This is a genomic window from Mucilaginibacter sp. UR6-1 (genome assembly GCF_020880975.1).
GTDB lineage: Bacteria > Bacteroidota > Bacteroidia > Sphingobacteriales > Sphingobacteriaceae > Mucilaginibacter.
Genome location: NZ_JAJIWP010000002.1, coordinates 147,652 through 167,099 on the forward strand (window position 1 = coordinate 147,652; position 19,448 = coordinate 167,099).

A 19,448-nucleotide genomic window follows, 5' to 3' on the forward strand; every position below is an offset into this window, starting at 1 on the left:
TGATAATGAAAACATCATATAAAAATTTAGCCTTTATTGCTTTTACAGCGGCGATGGTTGGTACGGTTTCAAGCTGTAAGGATTATTTGGACGTAGCCCCTCAGGCACAAATTACAGAAGAACAAATTATAAGTGATCCTAATGTTGCAACCAATTTGGTAACAGGTGTTTATAATATATTTTTTGCAGGCGATGCGTTTGGAAACGATGTGCGCGGATTTCAATATGCCGTTTTAGGCGACATTGCATCTGACGACGCTGATAAAGGTAGTTCGCCCAATGATTACGGCGATGCACTGCAGCTTGACAACCTTACCGCTAATGGTAATAACGGTGTAGTAAACAACATCTGGAGAGGTTATTATCAGGCTATTGCCCGTTCAAACCAGGCGCTTGACAAGTTACAAAATGCACAGTTTGATGAAGCGGCTAAAAATAAGCTTATAGGTGAAGTACGTTTTTTGCGCGGCATGTTTTACTTTAATTTAGTTCGTATTTTTGGCGGTGTACCGTTGGTGAATCGCGTACCGGCTGCAAGCGAGGCCAATTCACCGGAGTTCAGTACAAAAGCAACTGCCGAGCAGGTATATGAATTTATAATAAGCGATTTGACTTTTGCCGTAGCGAACTTACCCGATAAAAGCGGTACTGATGTAGGCCGAGCTACTAAAGGTGCTGCACAATCACTGTTAGCAAAAGTTTACCTGTATAACAAGAACTATCAGCAGGCTTATGATCTTAGCCAGGCAGTTATTACCAGTGGCGCTTATGGCTTGTATGCGGATTTTACAACCTTGTTCCGCGAAACAGGTAATAACAGTATCGAGTCAATTTTTGAAATACAAGCAGGTAAAAACACTGCTTGTAATGCTGCTATTGATAGGTTTACAATTACACAAGGCCCGCGTGCCGGTGGCAGATACGGTTGGTCTGACCTTGGTTATGGGTTTAACAATCCATCAGAAAGCCTGATCAATGAATTCGAGGCTAATGACGTTCGCAGAAATGCGACTGTTATATTTATCAGGCCCACTACAGGTAACACATCATCTGGTACAGTGTTGTATGATGGTTTCCGTATACCAAGCCAGGATTCGGTTCAGAATGAGCGCTATAACTATAAAGCGTTTTACAGCCGTTATTCTGAAAGTAACTGTGCTAATTTTGACCGTTTGCCGAAACACGTACAGGTTATACGTTATGCCGAAGTATTATTGATACATGCTGAAGCAGCATTTCAGTTAGGAAATGCGGGAGCCTCACTTACCGATATTAATTTGATACGTGAACGTGCTAAAGTAACACCTCTGACCGCGATAACACTAAATGCTATATGGCATGAACGCCGTATGGAAATGGCTATGGAGCAGGATCGCTTTTTTGACCTTGTACGCCAGGATGCCGTGCAGCCCGGCCGTGCCGCCGCCGCTTTTACAGCACATGGCAAAACATGGAATGCCCGTAACAAGGTATTCCCTATTCCACAAGCGCAAATTGATTTGAGCGGTGGCAACCTAAAACAAAACGAGGGTTATTAATTAACCCGTATCTGATAAATGAAACCATGCCGGTATTATTGCCGGCATGGTTCTCAAATTTCTCATCCGCTTTTACATCTGCCGTAAAAGCATACAACTCTGCATGATGAAGAAAATCCTGTTTCTTTTACTATTGTTAACACCTATTTTTGCATCAGCGCAAAATCAAAAAAAAGCGACTGTAAAATACACAGCCATTAAACCGGTTGGGGTAATAAAAAATTTGAGCGACAGCGCCCTGCTTGATGTGGTGCAGCGCCAAACCTTCCGCTATTTTTGGGATTTCGCGCACCCGGTTAGCGGCATGGCGCTCGAGCGTAGTAACGAGGCTTTTGATTATGGCGGCGAGGTAGTTACCACCGGCGGTACCGGCTTTGGCATTATGGCCATGATCGTAGCGGTTGACCGTAAGTGGATACCCCGCGAGCAGGCGGTTGACCGTATGCTGAACATGGTGAAATTCTTATCGAAGGCTGATGCTTACCACGGCGTTTTTCCGCATTGGCTGAACGGCGCAACCGGTAAAATTATACCATTTGGCCGTAAGGATGATGGCGGTGATTTGGTGGAAACATCATTTCTGTTCCAGGGCTTGCTTACCGCTAAACAATATTATAACGGTACCAGCCAAAAAGAGGAAGAACTGCGCAACCGTATAGGCTGGTTGTGGAGCGAAATTGAATGGGACTTTTACACGCACGAGCGTGATAACCTGTACTGGCATTGGTCGCCAAATAATGGCTGGGCCATGAATTTTCCGATACGTGGTTTTAACGAGTGCCTTATTACCTACGTGCTTGCCGCCAGTGCCGAGCGTTACCCGGTTGATGCTGCCCGCATTTATAACCGTGGTTGGGCGCAAAGCGATTTTTTTAAAAATGGTAAATCGTTCTATGGCATCAAACTGCCTTTGGGTTTTGATTATGGTGGTCCGCTGTTTTTTAGCCATTATTCATTTCTCGGGCTTAATCCAAAAGGGCTGAAAGATCAGTATGCCGACTATTGGGAGCAGAACGTAAATCATACCCGTATCAACTACGCTTACTGTGTTGATAACCCTAAAAAATTTAAAGGCTATGGTGAAAATTGCTGGGGACTGACCGCCAGTGATAACCATGAAGGCTACAATGCTCACTCACCGACTAATGATCTGGGTGTGATCACACCAACAGCGGCGCTATCGGCATTTCCTTACACACCAAAGGAATCAATGAAAGCACTGCGCCATTTTTACTATGACCTGGGTGATAAAATTTGGGGCGAATACGGTTTTGTGGATGCTTTTAATGAGAGCAAGAACTGGTACGCCAAATCATACCTGGCAATTGATCAGGGGCCTATTGTAGTGATGATCGAAAATCATCGCAGTGGCTTATTGTGGAATTTGTTTATGAGCGCCCCTGAAATACAGGGCGGACTTAAAAAGTTAGGTTTCGAAAGTCCGTCTATAAAAAGCAATTAATGAAAAGGGTAATAAATATATTGGGCATTGCCTGTGCGTTGTTACTATTTGCAGGTATCGCTACCGCGCAAAACAGCCAGCGTACATATTGTAACCCTATTAATATTGATTACGGGTATACGCCCATCCCCAACTTTTCAACCGCGGGCCGTCACCGTGCTACAGCCGATCCGGTTATTGTTACTTATAAGGGCGATTACTACCTGTTCAGCACCAACCAATGGGGCTACTGGTGGAGCAGCGACATGAGCAACTGGCATTTTGTGGCGCGCCATTTTTTGCGCCCGGAGCATAAAGTGTATGACGATCTTTGCGCGCCTGCCGTATGGGTGCAGGGCGATACCCTGCTGGTATTTGGTTCAACGTATTCGGATAACTTTCCGATATGGATGAGCACTAATCCTAAAGGTAACGAATGGAAAGAAGCCATCCATAAGTTTGAACCCGGCGGCTGGGACCCTGCATTCTTCAGAGATGATGACGGCAAATTGTACATGTACAATGGCAGCAGCAATGTTTACCCAATATACGGTGCCGAGGTTGACCCGACCACATTTCTTCTGAAAGGCTACCGTAAGGAGATGTACCTGCTGCAACCTTACAAATATGGCTGGCAGCGTTTTGGCGAAAACCTGGATAACATCTTCCTCGATCCCTTTATGGAGGGTGCCTGGATGACCAAGCACAACAAAAAATACTACCTGCAATACGGCGCTCCGGGTACCGAGTTCAGCGGCTATTCGGATGGTGTGATAGTAGGCGAGGGACCTTTAGGGCCATTTAAGCCGCAACCAATGCCGTTTAGCTATAAGCCGGGTGGGTTTGCGCGTGGTGCTGGGCATGGCGCAACTTATCAGGATAAGTGGAATAATTACTGGCATGTGTCAACCATGGTTATCGCCATAAAAAACAACTTTGAACGCCGTATTGGTATATGGCCTGCCGGGTTTGATAAAGATAATGTGATGTACTGCAATACCGCCTTTGGCGATTACCCTACTTATCTGCCTACCGGCGAAACCGATCACCTGAAAAGCCGCTTTACCGGCTGGATGCTGCTTAATTACAACAAACCCGTAACCGTATCATCAACCCTTGGTAATTACTCGGCTAATAACGCGGTTGATGAGGATATAAAAACCTACTGGAGTGCGGCGAGTGCTAAGGCAGGGGAGTGGCTAACTACCGATCTGGGCAATATAAGTACCGTAAACGCGGTGCAAATAAACTATGCCGATCAGGATGCTGAGGTGCTGGGCAAACCATCCGGGCCATTCTATCATCAGTATAAACTGCTTTACTCTGTTGATAACAAAAGCTGGAAAACCCTCATCGACAAAAGCAATAACAAAACCGATGTTCCGCATGATTATGTGGAACTGAGCAAGCCGGTAAAGGCGCGCTACATTAAGCTGGTAAACCAGCACATGCCTACAGGCAAATTTGCCATCAGCGGTTTGCGCGTGTTCGGTAACGGCGGTGGTGCTAAGCCGGATACGGTTAAAGAGTTTATTGTGCTGCGCACCGAAAAGGATAAGCGTGATGCCTGGATCAAATGGCGCCCGGTTGATAATGCCTATGCCTACAATATTTACACTGGTGTAGCGCCCGATAAGCTGTACAACTGTATTATGGTGCACAACGCCAGTCAGTACTTTTTTAAGGCGATGGATAAAGATCTGCCTTATTACTTCCGTATAGAGGCTATTAATGAGAATGGTGTTTCGCAGCCGACTGCGGTTATTAAATCAGAATAGAAAATAAGTTTAACTCAAGTATATATTACAGATTATGAAGTTATCAAAAATAGTCATTGCATCGTGCCTGGTATTAACAGGCTTCGGGGCATCGGCACAAAAGGCCGCCCGCGATGCTAAGATGGATGCCTACATCAATAAACTGATGGCTAAAATGACACTTGACGAGAAGATCGGTCAGTTGAATTTGCCATCAATAGGTTTTGATGTTACCGGGCCGATATTAAGCCAGGGTGTTGAAGGCAAAATAGAGAAAGGCATGGTAGGCGGTGTGTTTAACACCTATACGCCAAATGCCGTGCGCAAATTGCAGGAGCTGGCCATCAAAAAAACGCGCCTTAAAATTCCGTTGCTTTTTGGTTATGATGTGATACACGGGCACCGTACTATTTTCCCGATCCCACTGGGATTATCTGCATCATGGGATATGCCTTTGATACAAAAAACTGCCCGTGCCGCTGCCGATGAGGCTACTGCCGATGGTTTGAACTGGGTATTCTCGCCAATGGTTGATATAGCGCGCGACCCGCGCTGGGGCCGCGTGGCCGAAGGTGGGGGTGAAGATACCTGGCTGGGTTCGCAAATTGCAAGGGCGATGGTTAAAGGTTACCAGGGCGAAAAAAATGACCTGCGCCGTGAGGATGCTGTATTGGCCTGCGTAAAACACTTTGCGCTGTATGGCGCTGCCGAAGCTGGTCGTGATTATAACACAGTTGATATGAGCATGCGAAAAATGACCGAAACTTACCTTCCGGCTTACAAAGCCGCTGTTGACGCGGGTGTGGCCACGGTAATGAGTTCCTTTAATGAAATAAACGGTGTGCCTGCCGCAGCCAACCATTGGCTGCTTACCGACTTGCTGCGTAACCAATGGGGTTTTAAAGGCATGGTAGCCACCGACTATACCGCCATTATGGAACTTAAAAACCATGGTATGGGCGATGATGCACAGGTGGCCAAACTGGCGCTTGTTGCCGGTAATGATATGGATATGGTGAGCGATCTGTTTATTGGCGAACTGAAAAAACTGGTTCAGGCTAAAAAGCTGGATGTAAAATATATTGACCTGGCTTGCCGCCGTGTGCTCGAATCAAAATATAAGCTGGGTTTGTTTGATGATCCGTACCGTAACATCAGCGAAGATCGTGCTAAGAACAACATCATGAATGCCGAAAAGCTGGCTTTGGCTAAAGAAGCTGCCGAGAAAAGCATGGTATTGTTAAAAAATGATAACAATACCCTGCCATTGCAGGCCGGTAAAAAAATTGCGTTTGTTGGCCCAATGGTTAAAAACCAGCGCGACCTGATCGGTAACTGGAGCGGTGCCGGCGATTGGAAAAAAGCCACCAGCTTTTGGGATGCTTTGCAGGCACAATATCCGTCAAACAAGTTTACCTATGCCAAAGGTGCCAACATATTGGATGACCAGGCGCTGATAGACAAACTTAACCCGCATGATGCGCAGATTGTTCTGGATAGTAAATCACCCGCGGATATGATTAAAGAAGCTGTGGAAAAAGCCAAAGATGCCGATGTGGTGGTTGCCATGTTGGGCGAGGCTTTTGGTATGAGTGGTGAGGCTGCCAGCCGCAGCGATATTGGTTTGCCGGTAAATCAGCAAAACCTGCTTAAAGCCCTGCGCGAAACCGGTAAGCCGATTGTATTGGTGCTGATGAACGGTCGCCCGTTAACGCTACAGTGGGAGCATGACAATACCGCTGCGATATTGGAAACCTGGTTTCCTGGCACTAAAGCAGGTGATGCCATTGCCGATGTGCTTTTTGGTAAATATAACCCATCCGGCAAGCTTAGCATGACGTTTCCGCGCAGTGTAGGGCAGATACCTATTTACTACAACGCTAAAAATACCGGCCGCCCGGTGAGCGATCAAAAATATACCTCTAAGTACCTGGATATACCGAACACGCCGCTTTATCCATTTGGCCATGGTTTAAGCTACACTACATTTGGTTACAGTGATATTAAGCTAAGTAAAAATACTATACGTAATGGTGAGCGCCTGCAAGCCAGCATTACCCTAAGCAACACCGGTAAGTACGATGGTGAGGAAACCGTACAGCTATATATACGCGATATGGTAGGCTCTGTTACCCGCCCGGTTAAGGAATTAAAAGGCTTCCGGAAATTATTTCTGAAAGCAGGTGAAAGTAAAACGGTAACTTTTAACTTAAGTACCGACGACCTGAAGTTTTACGACATCAACATGAAATATACCACCGAGCCCGGCGACTTCAAACTATTCATCGGTACCAGTTCGGCAGATGTTAAAGAAGCTGACTTCAAACTGTTATAAGATCTTTCTTTTCTTCGGATTTTAGTGTGTTAATAAGTATATGCCCGGCAAAAGCCGGGCATTTTTTGTTATAGGATATTATTTTGTAATGATATTTACTTTAAAGGGTTGATTTTTAATAATATGGAAATTATTTTATAATATATACAAATTAATAATATTCTTATTAGTTTTAAACCAAACCTTTAATCGCAATGAACCCTCACATCAACTTACTTAATGGTGAAGCCAGGCTTTATCGTTCAAAAATCAATTTCTTTAGCTTTTATAAAATTAAAATCAAACACAAAGTATTGATGTATTTGATTTTAAGTATTTTTTTTATGGCCGGTGCTTCTGTAAACGCATTTGCCCAAACAGCACAAAAAAGGGTGCTTGGCACATTTTATTATTTAGGTAAAGTTTACAATTATGAATTTATTAAAAATGATATTAATCTATATTCGTTCAGCATAAGTTCAATAACAGAGGATACAAAAAAAGTGGTGTCAGAACAACCGGATGAAGCAATTAGCGACACAACCGGAGTTGCTGGTTTCGATACAAATATTGATTCATTAGGAGCCACTCCAACTGATACAACCGAGAATACCACAACCGATACAGCTAAGAAAGACAACTCGGTAAGTGTTTTTTCAGATTTTAACAAGGATGCCTTTGTTGCAGAATTTCAAAATGTGATGGAGAGCAGGTACAACGTAAAACGAAATAATAATTTGAGAGATAAAGGAGTAGAGTTGTTTTTTTCGATAAGTGCAAAGCTCGAGTTTATAGATGATGAACCAATTACAGCTAACGTTATCCTTAAAAAGGATTATGTAAAAAGTTTCCTGATAGCAAATTCATCGCCTTATTATTCCTCTATACTTAGCAAAATAATAGTAGATCATTACATCAGCAAGGTTGATGTTGAAACAGAGGATGGTGCTATAAAAAATATCATTGTTAACGTAGTTTACCCATGGGAAGTTAAAAAGAACGTGCGTTCGCCCAGAAGGGTTCTGGAGTTTAAAAACACCTTTCCAATAAGTATTTCCGGCAAGCATGACCCGGAGCGTTTTTCAAAAGTGAATTTATATTGCTTTGATTGCGGGGGAGTGCGGGGGCTTAATAGGTATATTAAATTATCTGATCTGTTGTTTTTGGATTTGGTACTCGCTAATGATAAGGAAGACTATAGCCCGGCAAACAGCACAATACATCTGGACCCTGGTAACCCGATCAGAGAACTAAAAAAGGAAAAACGATCAAAGATACTTGACATAGCCGCGTTTTCTGACTTTGTTGGGTTGGATCAGGAACAACCTAATGGTTTGATACAGATTGAGGCCAAACGTAAGATCAACATAAACACCAAATACAAGCCTTTAAAAAACCTGGGAATAGACCAGGATATCGCTTCGAAATATGACTTGACACGATATGATTTTAAGCAGATTAAAGATCAGAAAAAAGGGTCAGAAAATATGGTAGCTTACGAGGTAATACCCAAAAAAACTTCTCTAAACAGGGATGCAAACCAGCCGGATCAGCTTAAAGGGGCGGCGAAAAGTGAGAAAAGTAATAGTGCAGTGGATACTGTTTACATATACACTAATGAGTTTAAACCCGGGTATTATAATTTTTTTGCCTCGGTAGAGCCGCGACTATTATTCTCTAAGTTGGATGGTAATAACAAATTCATATTGCTTGATCAGGCACAAACTGATTCAAAAAGGCTTAACCCGTTAAAAAACTTCCAGTATCAGCTTGTGTCATTCGGCGCTACTCTGAATTTTTTGAAGTTTTATTATCCGCAGTCAAAATTAACATGGAACGCTATTGACGTAGGCACTTACTGGTATCATTCGCGTGTGCAGGAAATTAAGGACAGTACCACTAACAACTCAACGCCATTAAATAATGGTTATGTGTTTGTGTCGTCACTGGTAACTTTCAGACCCGACAGCCGCTGGGGAGTTAATTTGGGAGCCAGCTATATTTTGCAAAAAACTTTTAACAACGATTATAAATTTGACCATAACAAAGGGTTGTTACAGGCAAATTTTGATGCCTTTATTAAAACCAATGATGATTCAAAGTTATTTTTCAGGTACCGCTGGATATTTGATGGGCATAACTTCAACAATAATTTTACCCAGATACAGTTAGGGTATTCGCTTAATATTTTTACAGGTAGCAACGGTAAAAAGTAGAATCATTAGTCCGGCAATATGCCGGACTTTTTTTACTGAAGGCATAATCATGTAAATATTTAGCGGAATGATGTAAAGTCACCCTTAAATGATAGCTTAATTTTGTGGTATCTATCTTGTTATTTAGCTACCACATTATATGATGAATAAACTGTTCCCAATACTCACAATCTCGCTTTTTATAGTATTGCCGGCTTTTGCGCAGCACGATCACCATATACAAAAGGATGCTGCCAAACCCGATACAACTAAACATCAGCACAATATGCAGATGGGTGATATGGGCGGCATGAAACACGATACTATGGCCATGTCTGGGATGAACCATTCATACTCACTTAGCCTGCCCATGAATCGTAATGGCTCCGGTACATCATGGATGCCTGATAACACGCCTATGTACATGCTGATGAAACATACTAAAAAAGGCATGTTCATGTTTCATGGCAGTATGTTTTTACGCTATAATAATCAGCAGCTAAACGGCAAAACCCAACGCAGCGATACCCAGTTTGATGCGCCAAACTGGTTTATGGCGATGTATAACCGCCGGGTGGGTAAAAACGGTTTATTTAACGTTAGCGCCATGCTGAGTGCCGACCCGTGGACGGTTACCGAACGTGGTTACCCGCTATTGTTTCAAAGTGGCGAAAGCTACAAAGGCCAAACGCTGGTTGACCGCCAGCACCCGCATGATCTGTTTAGCGGATTGACCATTGGCTACACGCAGCGTTTAAGTAAAAAGGTAGATGTATTTGGCTACTTCGGTTACCCCGGCGAGCCGGCGCTTGGTGCTCCCGCATTTATGCACCGCATTGTTGCGCTGAATGATCCGGATGCGCCGCTGGGCCATCACTGGCAGGATGCTACACACATAACTTATGGTGTGGCTACGCTGGGGGTACGGATTGATAAATATAAATTGGAAGGATCCATATTTACCGGGCGCGAACCTGATGAGAACAGGTATGATTTTGATAAGATGCGTTTTGACAGCTACTCGTGGCGGGCATCATTCAACCCAAACAAAGCCTGGGCGTTCCAGGTGTCGCAGGCGTATATCAATAGCCCGGAGTTGCTGCATCCTGATGAAAACATATGGCGATATTCCGCTTCGGCGTTGTATGCTTCGCCCGTATCTAACGATGGAAAGTACTTTACCGGCGCGCTGGTTTGGGGTATGAACCACAGCGACCACGGCGATGAGCATTCGTTTTTAGCCGAGGGTACACGCCAGTTAAATAAGCAGGCGATATATGGGCGCTACGAATTTGTACAAAAATCGGCAGAAGAACTGGCACTTGAGGAACAATTCGGCGAAGCCGTATTCAACGTACATAAACTAACCCTGGGCACCAATCGTCGATTGTTTAAAACCGGCCCTATTGAATACATCGGCGGCATCCAGGCATCCATCAACTTTGCCCCTGAACGGTTGCACCCATTGTATGGCAACACGCCTATGAGCGGGCAGGTTTACCTGCAAATACGGCCCGGGCTGATGAAGCATTAAAGTGTGTTTAAAGCGTGTTGCAGTTTGCTGATCCATTCTGCAAAACGAGGACACTTATCAATTATCAAATTAATGCCTAATGCTTCAAGTATTAGTTCACCATCCGCAACTTTATCATAATTAAAAATGGATTCTAATCGTTTGGAAGGTGCAGTTTGCGGACTGTTATTAATATCTTCTGGATTATCGTATATGTCAATTATTTCCTGAAGTTGATTTAGTTTTCTTTCATCTTCTACAACAATCTCAAAACCATCCATTCCTGAATACATTAGAGCTTCCATTTCGTGTTTTTGGATATACGGTATAATATTTCGATTGTTAAAGAAGTCAGACAAGCCATCTTCTATAACTGCTATTCTATTCACATCATTAACATAACCCGGAAAATCATTGGGCAATCTGAAGAAATCTAAAAATGTAGTAATTATTACATTGCCTTGTGCCAAAACCCGTCCAACATCATTTTTTAAATATGCGAAACTGATGTTGCCGCCTTTTTTATTAAGCTGTCTGTTCGTGATGATTTTCTGAGCTGTCATAGGATTTTTATATCCCAAAGAATACAAGTAGGGTATAACGTGCTGACTAATAAATATTATCTCGGTATCACCTTCAACAAGAAAAACAAGTCTTTTCATTTCTACATGTTAGAAGGCATGCCGCCAATTATATTCTTTTCCCATACTTCACCTAAACTGTACTCTTGTAACCAACCGTCTAACTGGTTACTTTCTAATCGTTGGAAAACTGTTTCTTTCTCTTTTCTATCAGCAATTAATATGTCTTCTGGCTCAAAATAATCCACAAGGTATACAGATTGAGAAGAAACAATTATTTGTACATCTTCAGACGCTTTTCTTATTAACGAAGCTAATTTGCTTATAGCAATAGGGTGCAACCCTAATTCGGGTTCATCAATTATTATTGTTTTTGGAGGATTGGGTTGCATCAATAGAGTTGCTAAACAAATAAATCTTAACGTTCCATCTGATAGATGGTAAGCATTAAAATAAGTATCTGGGGCACCCACTTCCCGCCATTCCAATTGAATTTGATCTTCTTTAAGACGATTAGGAGCCAAAACAAAACGATCAAAGAAAGGAGCAATTGACTTAATTGTTCTTTCAATCCTATTAAAATGTTTAGGGTGTTTCTGCTTTAAATAATACAAAAAAGCAGCAATATTAGATCCATCTCTCTTTAATCGGATATTATCATCAATATTTGATCTTCCTTTCATTGGGGAGTTATCCCCAGTATCGTGAAAGTGATACACTTCAAATGCTCTCAATAACGGATTTACCCAATAAGCTTGATTGTGATTAATATTTCTAATATTAGACTCGGTTTTACCTGATTCATATTCTCTAACATACCAGTTTACTTGTGGTAAATATGCCGTGTTCAGTTTTTTTATAAATAAAGAATCCTGTGCAACACCAAAGGATACTATAAAACGATTTTTCGCATGCCCATTTTCACCAAAGTAAAAATCTAAATCAATTTGCTGAGTTTGTTTTTTCCCAAAATAAAGAAAGCTATCAGCTCCACCTTTTTGTAAAATATAATTTTGAAGATTTTGCTCGTATAGATTTCTTATAAGAGAAAAAATAGAAATAAAATTACTCTTACCAACACCATTACTACCAATTAATATATTGATTGGGCGTAACTCAATACTTTGCTCTTTTATTGATTTGTAACCTTTTATATCTACTTTAACAATCATTCCTCTTTGCTAATTGTTATACTAACAATTTGTACGAATATAGTTTATATATATAAATATAAAAGCGGCATGATAAAAACCATGCCGCTTCTCCAAAGCTTTCAGCTTTAGTCTTTATGCTTTCAGCTATTAATAACGGTAATACTCCGGTTTAAACGGACCTTCAACGGTTACACCAATGTATTCAGCCTGATCCTGGTCCAGTACTTCCAGCTCAACACCAATTTTGGCAAGGTGCAGGCGGGCTACTTTCTCGTCAAGGTGTTTTGGCAGGGTGTAAACTTTGTTTTCGTATTTATCGCCATTAGTCCAAAGCTCTAATTGGGCAAGGGTTTGGTTGGTGAATGAGTTACTCATTACAAAGCTTGGGTGGCCGGTAGCACAACCCAGGTTTACCAAACGGCCTTCGGCTAATACAATTACGTCTTTACCGTCAATAGTATATTTATCAACCTGTGGTTTAATTTCAATTTTGCTGCTGCCGTAAGCACCGTTTAACCAGGCCATATCGATCTCGTTATCAAAGTGACCGATGTTACAAACAATAGCTTTGTCTTTCAACGCGCGGAAGTGTTGCTCACGCACAATATCTTTATTACCGGTAGCGGTAACCACAATGTCAGCCTCGGCAATGGCAGTGCTTAATTTTTTAACCTCAAAGCCTTCCATGGCCGCTTGCAGGGCACATATCGGGTCAATCTCAGTTACAATAACACGTACACCGGCGTTGCGTAATGAATCGGCAGAGCCTTTACCTACGTCGCCATAACCACAAACAACGGCTACTTTACCGGCCATCATTACATCGGTTGCACGTCGAATGGCATCAACCAATGATTCGCGACAGCCGTACTTGTTATCAAATTTTGATTTGGTCACCGAGTCGTTCACGTTAATAGCAGGCATCGGCAGGGTGCCATTCTTCATACGCTCGTACAGGCGGTGTACGCCGGTAGTAGTTTCTTCAGAGAGGCCTTTGATAGCTGAAATCAGCTCAGGGTATTTATCCAATACCATGTTGGTTAAGTCGCCACCGTCATCCAATATCATGTTAAGCGGCTGGCGCTCTTCACCAAAAAATAAGGTTTGCTCAATACACCAGTCAAATTCCTCGGCGTTCATGCCTTTCCAGGCATAAACAGAGATACCTGCAGCAGCGATAGCCGCGGCGGCATGATCCTGGGTTGAAAATATATTACATGATGACCAGGTAACTTCAGCACCCAGTTCGATCAAGGTTTCAATTAATACAGCGGTCTGGATGGTCATGTGCAGGCAGCCTGCAATGCGCGCGCCGGCCAGTGGTTTTGACGGGCCATACTCGGCACGTAACGCCATTAAACCCGGCATTTCGGCTTCGGCTAATTCAATTTCCTTGCGGCCCCACTCAGCCAGCGAAATGTCTTTTACCTTGTATTTCAGGTAGGCGGTATCTACAGTCGACATATGTTTTTTCTTTTTCTGTTATAGAATGCAAAAGTACATAATAATGTTTTCTTAATGAAATGCGGGGCTTGAGGTTCAGCTTATTGGTAAACTTTTTGCATCAATAGAATGTAAAAAGTCAATATGTTAGAACACGCGCTGATTATCGCCATGATCGTATTATTTATACATGCCTGTAGCTGGCGCGGGATGATATTTGAAGGCATAAAAAAGATTGTTGAACCCAGGGGAATGCTCTATAAGCCACTATATGGCTGCCCTATTTGCATGACACCTTATTACGGTACTGTAATCTACCTGCTATTCTTTCGCCATTCAGTTGCCGATGGCTTGCTTACAGTTGCTACAGCCAGCGGATTGAACGTAGTGTCGGTATTGCTGATCGATATAAAGGACGGTATTTGCAAGCGCGACGAGTAGAACAACCGTCAAGCTAATGTTATTATTACAACCGTGTGAATTGTTTTTGTTTGGAATTGATATTTTTGTATTGATTTAATTTTAAGGATAGTATATGATGTACCCAGAATATTTAGTTGCCCCCATGCGTGCCGAACTTACCACCGCGGGCTTTGAAGAACTTAAAGATGCCGACGCGGTAAAGAACGCTATTGAAAGCGAAGGTACCGTATTGGTAGTTGTTAACTCGGTTTGTGGTTGTGCCGCTGCTAACGCGCGCCCTGCTGCCCGTGCTGCCGTTACTTATGAGAAACACCCGGATAAACTGGTAACCGTTTTTGCAGGTATGGAAAAAGAGGCTGTTGATACCGCCCGTAACTATATGCTGCCTTACCCGCCATCATCGCCCTCAATGGCTTTGTTTAAGGATGGTAAGCTGGTGCACATTATTGAGCGCCACCAAATTGAAGGCCGCCCGGCACAAATGATTGCCGATAACCTGGTATACGCTTTTGATCAGTACTGCTAATCGCTAAAAATATATAGGGAAGCCCGTAGCGAAAGCTGCGGGTTTTTTTATTGATTACAAGTGCTCTTTATTCAAAGCCTACGTTTAAACGCATTAAATATTTAACCAAACAGGGCACGAAGATATCTCATGAAAAAAACCTTTTTAGTATTACATATTGCCGTAATACTTGCTGGCTTTACCGGCGTGTTCGGTAAGCTGATAACACTTAATGAAGGATTGTTGGTTTGGTACCGTGAGTTGTTCTCGTTTGTATGGCTGTTTTTTATTTTAAAGCTTTTTAAGGTTAGCACGGCCATTACCACCCGGCAAAAATTATCAATTGCTGCGGTAGGTTTACTTATTACGGTGCATTGGTTGTTTTTTTACGGCAGCATAAAATATTCAAACATATCCATAGGTGTAGTTTGCTTTAGCCTGACCAGTTTTTTCACAGCGATTTTTAAACCGCTTATTGACCGTAAACGGTTTATACCCTCCGAGCTTTTATTGAGCCTGCTTACGCTTATCGGTATCGGCCTTATTTTTCACTTTGATGCTTCGTATCAATTAGGTATTGGTCTGGGTGTTATTTCATCCGCATTTTCGGCATTGTATACCATTTATAACGAACGCCTGGTTAAGCATTATGATAGTATGCTTATTAACTATTATCAAATGATGGGCGGAACGGTGGTTTTGGGGCTGGCCATGCCGCTTTATCTGCATTACTTTCCGGTGGCGAGTGTGATACCGGGTATAAAAAATGTTGTTTATTTACTGCTGCTGTCTTTATTCTGCACGGTTGGGCTATACATACTTTTCGCGGAATCATTAAAGCGCATATCAGCGTTCACCGTTAACCTGAGTTTTAACCTGGAGCCGATCTACTCGATCATACTGGCATTCCTGTTTTTTGATGAGGGTAAAGAAGTAAATACTTCGTTTTATGTAGGCCTTACTTTTGTTGCAGCCTCGGTTGTGCTTCAAACAATTATTTCAATAAAGCTTCGGCATAAAGTTATACCCGTATAATTGATGGGTTAAGGAACGCTCGTGTTTTACTTTAACGCCTATTAGTCATTAGTACGGCGGTACAGCAGCCAGTACCAGCCCAGGTTAAAGGCGATAACCGCGTGATTGAATACTGTAAGCAGTAAACCATAATGATCACGCATGATCTTAAAGCGCTCAATAAGGCTTTGCCGGTGCTTTTGTTTTGACATACCACCCACCAGGTATTTAGCCACATAGCGCTTTACGTTCACTATTTTTTTAGCTTGTTTGGCGGCATACAATATCCAGTCAATATCGGCACTTAACTGGTAGCGGTTGTCATAAGGTTTTGTAAGGCTACGCCGGATGTATATGGCCTGGTGACTAACGCTCATACCATATTTAAAACTGCGCCAGTTAAACTTAGCGGGTGCTTTGTGCCGGCGTTGACCAAGACTTTTACAGTCGTCATCAATCATTTCGGTTTCACCGTAATAAATATCAGCATCAGCAGCGGTGGCGAAAACAGCTTCAACAGTAGTAGAGTTATACAGTTCATCGCCGGAGTTCATGAACAGTACATAATCTCCCGTAGCTAAAGCCAAACCCTTGTTCATGGCATCATAAATTCCCTTATCCTTTTCGCTTATTAACTTAGTGATACAATCCTGATGTTTATAGATAATATCCAGCGTGCCATCGGTTGATGCGCCATCGATAACGATATATTCAATGTTAGTATACGTTTGGCCCAATACCGAAAGCATAGTGCGCTCAATATCACGTACGTTGTTGTACACAACGGTGATGATGCTGAGGGTAGGGTTAAAGGCTGCCATTACAGTATCGAATTATAAAGATCAATATATTGTTTAGCTACCTGTGCATTGGTAAAGTTATCCAAAACCTTTTGTCGGGCTGCGGCTGATGCGCCTGCTTTATCTGCTAAAAATAACAGGTGATGAATACCTGCCTCCAGATCGGCTGATGATTTATATTCAGCGAGGTACCCGTTCTGCTGATGGTCTATCAGGTCAGGTATGCCGCCCGTATTGAACGCAGCCACCGGGGTACCGCAAGCCAGCGATTCCATGATCATATTAGGCAGGTTATCTTCCAGAGATGGCGATACAAAAACATCGGCGGCATTGTATATCTCGGCCAGATCGCTTTCGGCGCTTATGATGCTCAGTTCTTTAACCTGAAAAGGCAGTGTAGCAGTGTCAAAATGCTTGTTCTTGCCGAATATTACCATCTGGATAGGTGCATCGCCGGTTTGTTGTTTAAGCACATGCAGGGCTTCAACCAGGTAAGTGATGCCTTTACGACGGTCGTTTATATTAGCAGCGCCAAACAGGATTATTTTAGCATCGGCATCAATACCCCATTTTTCACGCACAGCAATCTTATCCTTTGGCGAAAAGATTTCTACATCAATCGGGTTGGGGATGGCTACAGTGGGCTTGCTGCCCAGTAAACCGCTGCCGCGCGATACATTGCCCAGCCAGTTGCTGCAACTCACTATGGTCAGATTTTGGGCGCTCTGTAGCATATCAAACTTACGCTGCCATACTTTACGCGACAGATCATTCGCGCGCGGGCGGCGCAGCATCCAGCAGTTACCGCATTGGTTTACAAAATGATCGCATCCGTTGGAGTAATGGCAGCCGCCGGTAAAGGCCCACATATCATGCAGTGTCCATACCACGGGCTTGCCCAATTGCAATAGCTGCTGCAGGTTTTTAATGCTGAGGTAGCCGGAGTTGGTCCAGTGCAGGTGCAGTATATCAGCCTCCTGTATAGTCGGATTATCGGCTATGTTACTGCCTCTGTTGGCTGCCGAAAAGGCAAAACGTACGGTTTTATCCTTTTCCTCAAAGGCGATAAATGGTAACCGTTCAAGCAAAAAGTTGGCTTTGGCCGTGCGCTTGCCGGTTGTGGCGGTTACCCTTGGCTCGGTGGTGAGCTTTTGGTGCACGGCCATGTTTACATCAACACCATTTTGCACCAGTGCTTTAAGCAGGCGCATACAAGCGGCGGGAGCGCCGCCACCGGCATCGGCAGTATTGATCAGGGTAACTTTCATGTATTTAAAAACAGGCACAAGTATAGCTAATTGCGGCCATTTATGCTTAACCCGTACCGCTAAGCAGGCCATTGCCTGGTTAGTTAATGCAAAAAACAGCGTCATGTTTAACAAACCCGCCAATTATTTTACTTTTGAGGAATCGCTAAAACATTCATCAACGTAAAATGAACCCTTTTGCTTACTTGTTTCAGGATCGGAAAGCTAACCGCGGGAATATAAAAGGTCAACTCGTGCTTTTTATGTTCAGGCTGGTGCAGCTCATCAACCGCTCCATGGTGGCAAAGGTGGTGCTTTTTCCGTACCTCATTTTTTACCGTTTTTTTGTGGAGTGGAGCCTGGGTATCGAGCTGCCGCGCAAGCTAACCGCCGGTAAAGGGTTGATTATTTATCACGGGCAGGCACTGGTAGTTAACCAGGGTGTGGTGCTTGGCGAAAACTGTGTACTGCGCAACTCGGTAACCATAGGCCATAAAAAACTGGCGGACGGCACATTTAGCGGTTGCCCGCGCATTGGTAACAATGTTGATATTGGTGCAAACGTTTGTATCATTGGTGATGTTACCATTGGCGATAACGTAATAATAGGGGCAGGCGCGGTAGTGGTGAAAGATATACCGGCCAACAGCGTAGCTGTGGGTAACCCGGCACGTGTTATCGAACAAAAAACAACCATAACGGAAACAATTACAATAACAGGGGCTTAAAACATAAATGGATAATAACTTAACCGACCGATCGTTTTGGAAATCATTTTGGGAAGCAAAAAAAGGCCTCATTTTTCCTATCAAAGCTGATTACGTTTTCGGCGATATTTTGGGTAAGCTGATAGCCGAAAAGCAAATTAAAACAGCTATTGAGCTGGGCGGTTTCCCGGGTTATTATGCCACTTATCTTAAAAAATATCAAAAGCTGGATACTACCTTGTTTGATTACTATGTCCACCGCGATATTATAAAAAAGCTGCTTGAAGCCAACGGATTGAGCGAGAATGATATTACCATTATCGAGGCTGACCTGTTCAATTATACGCCCGAAAAGCAATATGACCTGGTATCATCCTTCGGGTTGATAGAGCATTTTAATGATACCAAGGCCATTGTTGAAACACACCTGCAATTCCTAAAACCGGGCGGTGTGCTGTTTATTACCCTGCCCAACTTTGTGGGTGTGAATGGTTGGGTGCAACGCAAATTCGACCGTGATAATTATGATAAGCATAACATCAACAGCATGAACCTGCAACTGTTGGCCGATAGCTGCAAGCAATTGGGGTTGAAAGAAGTGGAGTGCTACTACTCCGGCAAGTTCTCCATCTGGCTTGAAAACAAAGCTGAGCAAAGCGCCCTGGCAAAGGCTTTTGTAAAAGGCTTATGGTTTGCCGGCAAGGTATTTACCAAAATAGTACCTGTTGAAAGTAAAGCGCTTTCGCCTTATATTGTACTGAAAGCAATAAAGTAATTCTTTAACCCACGCCAGTATTCTGTAAATTCTAAAATTCA

General features: G+C 43.0%; 16 protein-coding genes. 11 read left to right on the forward strand and 5 right to left on the reverse strand.

Annotation, left to right across the window (positions count from 1 at the left end):
• Positions 1-5: 5 nt before the first annotated feature.
• From LJ707_RS05905 to LJ707_RS05930, 6 genes are all read left to right on the forward strand, one after another.
• A complete protein-coding gene (locus LJ707_RS05905; protein ID WP_228949887.1) occupies positions 6-1,538 on the forward strand; it encodes a RagB/SusD family nutrient uptake outer membrane protein in 1,533 nt (510 codons plus the stop codon).
• Positions 1,539-1,641: 103 nt separating this feature from the next.
• Positions 1,642-3,000 (forward strand): glucoamylase family protein, encoded by a 1,359-nt coding sequence (locus tag LJ707_RS05910; protein ID WP_228949888.1) that lies wholly within the window; start codon positions 1,642-1,644, stop codon positions 2,998-3,000.
• Positions 3,000-4,757 carry a discoidin domain-containing protein gene (locus LJ707_RS05915; protein WP_228949889.1) on the forward strand — a complete coding sequence of 586 codons (1,758 nt, stop codon included), beginning with the start codon at positions 3,000-3,002 and terminating at the stop codon, positions 4,755-4,757. Before LJ707_RS05910 ends, LJ707_RS05915 begins: the two co-directional genes overlap by 1 nt.
• A gap of 34 nt (positions 4,758-4,791) precedes the next feature.
• Complete coding sequence (bglX, locus tag LJ707_RS05920) at positions 4,792-7,071, forward strand: beta-glucosidase BglX (protein WP_228949890.1); 2,280 nt, start codon at positions 4,792-4,794, stop codon at positions 7,069-7,071.
• Positions 7,072-7,394: 323 nt separating this feature from the next.
• Positions 7,395-9,266, forward strand: coding sequence for a hypothetical protein (locus LJ707_RS05925; protein ID WP_228949891.1), 1,872 nt, complete (start codon positions 7,395-7,397; stop codon positions 9,264-9,266).
• A 139-nt stretch (positions 9,267-9,405) separates the two neighbouring features.
• A complete protein-coding gene (locus tag LJ707_RS05930) occupies positions 9,406-10,779 on the forward strand; it encodes a hypothetical protein (protein WP_228949892.1) in 1,374 nt (457 codons plus the stop codon).
• Here LJ707_RS05930 and LJ707_RS05935 read toward each other — a convergent pair.
• The 3 genes from LJ707_RS05935 to ahcY all read right to left on the reverse strand — a co-directional run bounded on the left by LJ707_RS05935 (position 10,776) and on the right by ahcY (position 13,957).
• Complete coding sequence (locus LJ707_RS05935; RefSeq protein WP_228949893.1) at positions 10,776-11,420, reverse strand: DUF4276 family protein; 645 nt, start codon at positions 11,418-11,420, stop codon at positions 10,776-10,778. The genes LJ707_RS05930 and LJ707_RS05935 overlap by 4 nt on opposite strands.
• 2 nt (positions 11,421-11,422) lie before the next feature.
• Positions 11,423-12,511 (reverse strand): AAA family ATPase, encoded by a 1,089-nt coding sequence (locus LJ707_RS05940; protein WP_228949894.1) that lies wholly within the window; start codon positions 12,509-12,511, stop codon positions 11,423-11,425.
• Positions 12,512-12,640: 129 nt separating this feature from the next.
• A complete protein-coding gene (ahcY, locus tag LJ707_RS05945; RefSeq protein WP_228949895.1) occupies positions 12,641-13,957 on the reverse strand; it encodes an adenosylhomocysteinase in 1,317 nt (438 codons plus the stop codon).
• A gap of 123 nt (positions 13,958-14,080) precedes the next feature.
• Here ahcY and LJ707_RS05950 point away from each other — a divergent pair, with 123 nt between their 5' ends.
• From LJ707_RS05950 to LJ707_RS05960, 3 genes are all read left to right on the forward strand, one after another.
• On the forward strand, positions 14,081-14,377 hold the full coding sequence (locus LJ707_RS05950) for a hypothetical protein (RefSeq protein ID WP_228949896.1): 297 nt from the start codon (positions 14,081-14,083) through the stop codon (positions 14,375-14,377).
• A gap of 97 nt (positions 14,378-14,474) precedes the next feature.
• On the forward strand, positions 14,475-14,885 hold the full coding sequence (locus LJ707_RS05955; RefSeq protein ID WP_228950760.1) for a BrxA/BrxB family bacilliredoxin: 411 nt from the start codon (positions 14,475-14,477) through the stop codon (positions 14,883-14,885).
• Between the two features lie 129 nt (positions 14,886-15,014).
• A complete protein-coding gene (locus tag LJ707_RS05960) occupies positions 15,015-15,899 on the forward strand; it encodes a DMT family transporter (protein WP_228949897.1) in 885 nt (294 codons plus the stop codon).
• 41 nt (positions 15,900-15,940) lie between these two features.
• Here the strand turns inward: LJ707_RS05960 and LJ707_RS05965 are convergent, their stop codons facing one another.
• On the reverse strand, positions 15,941-16,699 hold the full coding sequence (locus LJ707_RS05965) for a glycosyltransferase family 2 protein (RefSeq protein WP_228949898.1): 759 nt from the start codon (positions 16,697-16,699) through the stop codon (positions 15,941-15,943).
• Positions 16,699-18,051 carry a glycosyltransferase gene (locus LJ707_RS05970; protein ID WP_228949899.1) on the reverse strand — a complete coding sequence of 451 codons (1,353 nt, stop codon included), beginning with the start codon at positions 18,049-18,051 and terminating at the stop codon, positions 16,699-16,701. The genes LJ707_RS05965 and LJ707_RS05970 overlap by 1 nt, the downstream gene beginning before the upstream one ends.
• 62 nt (positions 18,052-18,113) lie before the next feature.
• On the opposite strand from LJ707_RS05970, the gene LJ707_RS20290 reads away from it, so the two are divergent.
• The gene (locus LJ707_RS20290) at positions 18,114-18,653 is read left to right on the forward strand and encodes a serine acetyltransferase (protein ID WP_304610895.1); all 540 of its coding nucleotides are present in this window, start codon (positions 18,114-18,116) and stop codon (positions 18,651-18,653) included.
• Positions 18,654-18,660: 7 nt separating this feature from the next.
• A complete protein-coding gene (locus LJ707_RS05980) occupies positions 18,661-19,407 on the forward strand; it encodes a bifunctional 2-polyprenyl-6-hydroxyphenol methylase/3-demethylubiquinol 3-O-methyltransferase UbiG (RefSeq protein WP_228949900.1) in 747 nt (248 codons plus the stop codon).
• Positions 19,408-19,448: the final 41 nt, after the last annotated feature.

Bases quoted from the DNA above. Each gene is read 5' to 3' on its own strand.
- LJ707_RS05935 (WP_228949893.1), bottom strand. From the start codon at position 11,420: ATGAAAAGACTTGTTTTTCTTGTTGAAGGTGATACCGAGATAATATTT.
- LJ707_RS05905 (WP_228949887.1), top strand. From the start codon at position 6: ATGAAAACATCATATAAAAATTTAGCCTTTATTGCTTTTACAGCGGCG.
- LJ707_RS05930 (WP_228949892.1), top strand. From the start codon at position 9,406: ATGATGAATAAACTGTTCCCAATACTCACAATCTCGCTTTTTATAGTA.
- LJ707_RS05965 (WP_228949898.1), bottom strand. From the start codon at position 16,699: ATGGCAGCCTTTAACCCTACCCTCAGCATCATCACCGTTGTGTACAAC.
- ahcY (WP_228949895.1), bottom strand. From the start codon at position 13,957: ATGTCGACTGTAGATACCGCCTACCTGAAATACAAGGTAAAAGACATT.
- LJ707_RS05980 (WP_228949900.1), top strand. From the start codon at position 18,661: ATGGATAATAACTTAACCGACCGATCGTTTTGGAAATCATTTTGGGAA.
- LJ707_RS05960 (WP_228949897.1), top strand. From the start codon at position 15,015: ATGAAAAAAACCTTTTTAGTATTACATATTGCCGTAATACTTGCTGGC.
- LJ707_RS05970 (WP_228949899.1), bottom strand. From the start codon at position 18,051: ATGACGCTGTTTTTTGCATTAACTAACCAGGCAATGGCCTGCTTAGCG.
- LJ707_RS20290 (WP_304610895.1), top strand. From the start codon at position 18,114: ATGAACCCTTTTGCTTACTTGTTTCAGGATCGGAAAGCTAACCGCGGG.
- LJ707_RS05910 (WP_228949888.1), top strand. From the start codon at position 1,642: ATGATGAAGAAAATCCTGTTTCTTTTACTATTGTTAACACCTATTTTT.
- bglX (WP_228949890.1), top strand. From the start codon at position 4,792: ATGAAGTTATCAAAAATAGTCATTGCATCGTGCCTGGTATTAACAGGC.
- LJ707_RS05950 (WP_228949896.1), top strand. From the start codon at position 14,081: ATGTTAGAACACGCGCTGATTATCGCCATGATCGTATTATTTATACAT.
- LJ707_RS05955 (WP_228950760.1), top strand. From the start codon at position 14,475: ATGTACCCAGAATATTTAGTTGCCCCCATGCGTGCCGAACTTACCACC.
- LJ707_RS05940 (WP_228949894.1), bottom strand. From the start codon at position 12,511: ATGATTGTTAAAGTAGATATAAAAGGTTACAAATCAATAAAAGAGCAA.
- LJ707_RS05925 (WP_228949891.1), top strand. From the start codon at position 7,395: ATGGCCGGTGCTTCTGTAAACGCATTTGCCCAAACAGCACAAAAAAGG.
- LJ707_RS05915 (WP_228949889.1), top strand. From the start codon at position 3,000: ATGAAAAGGGTAATAAATATATTGGGCATTGCCTGTGCGTTGTTACTA.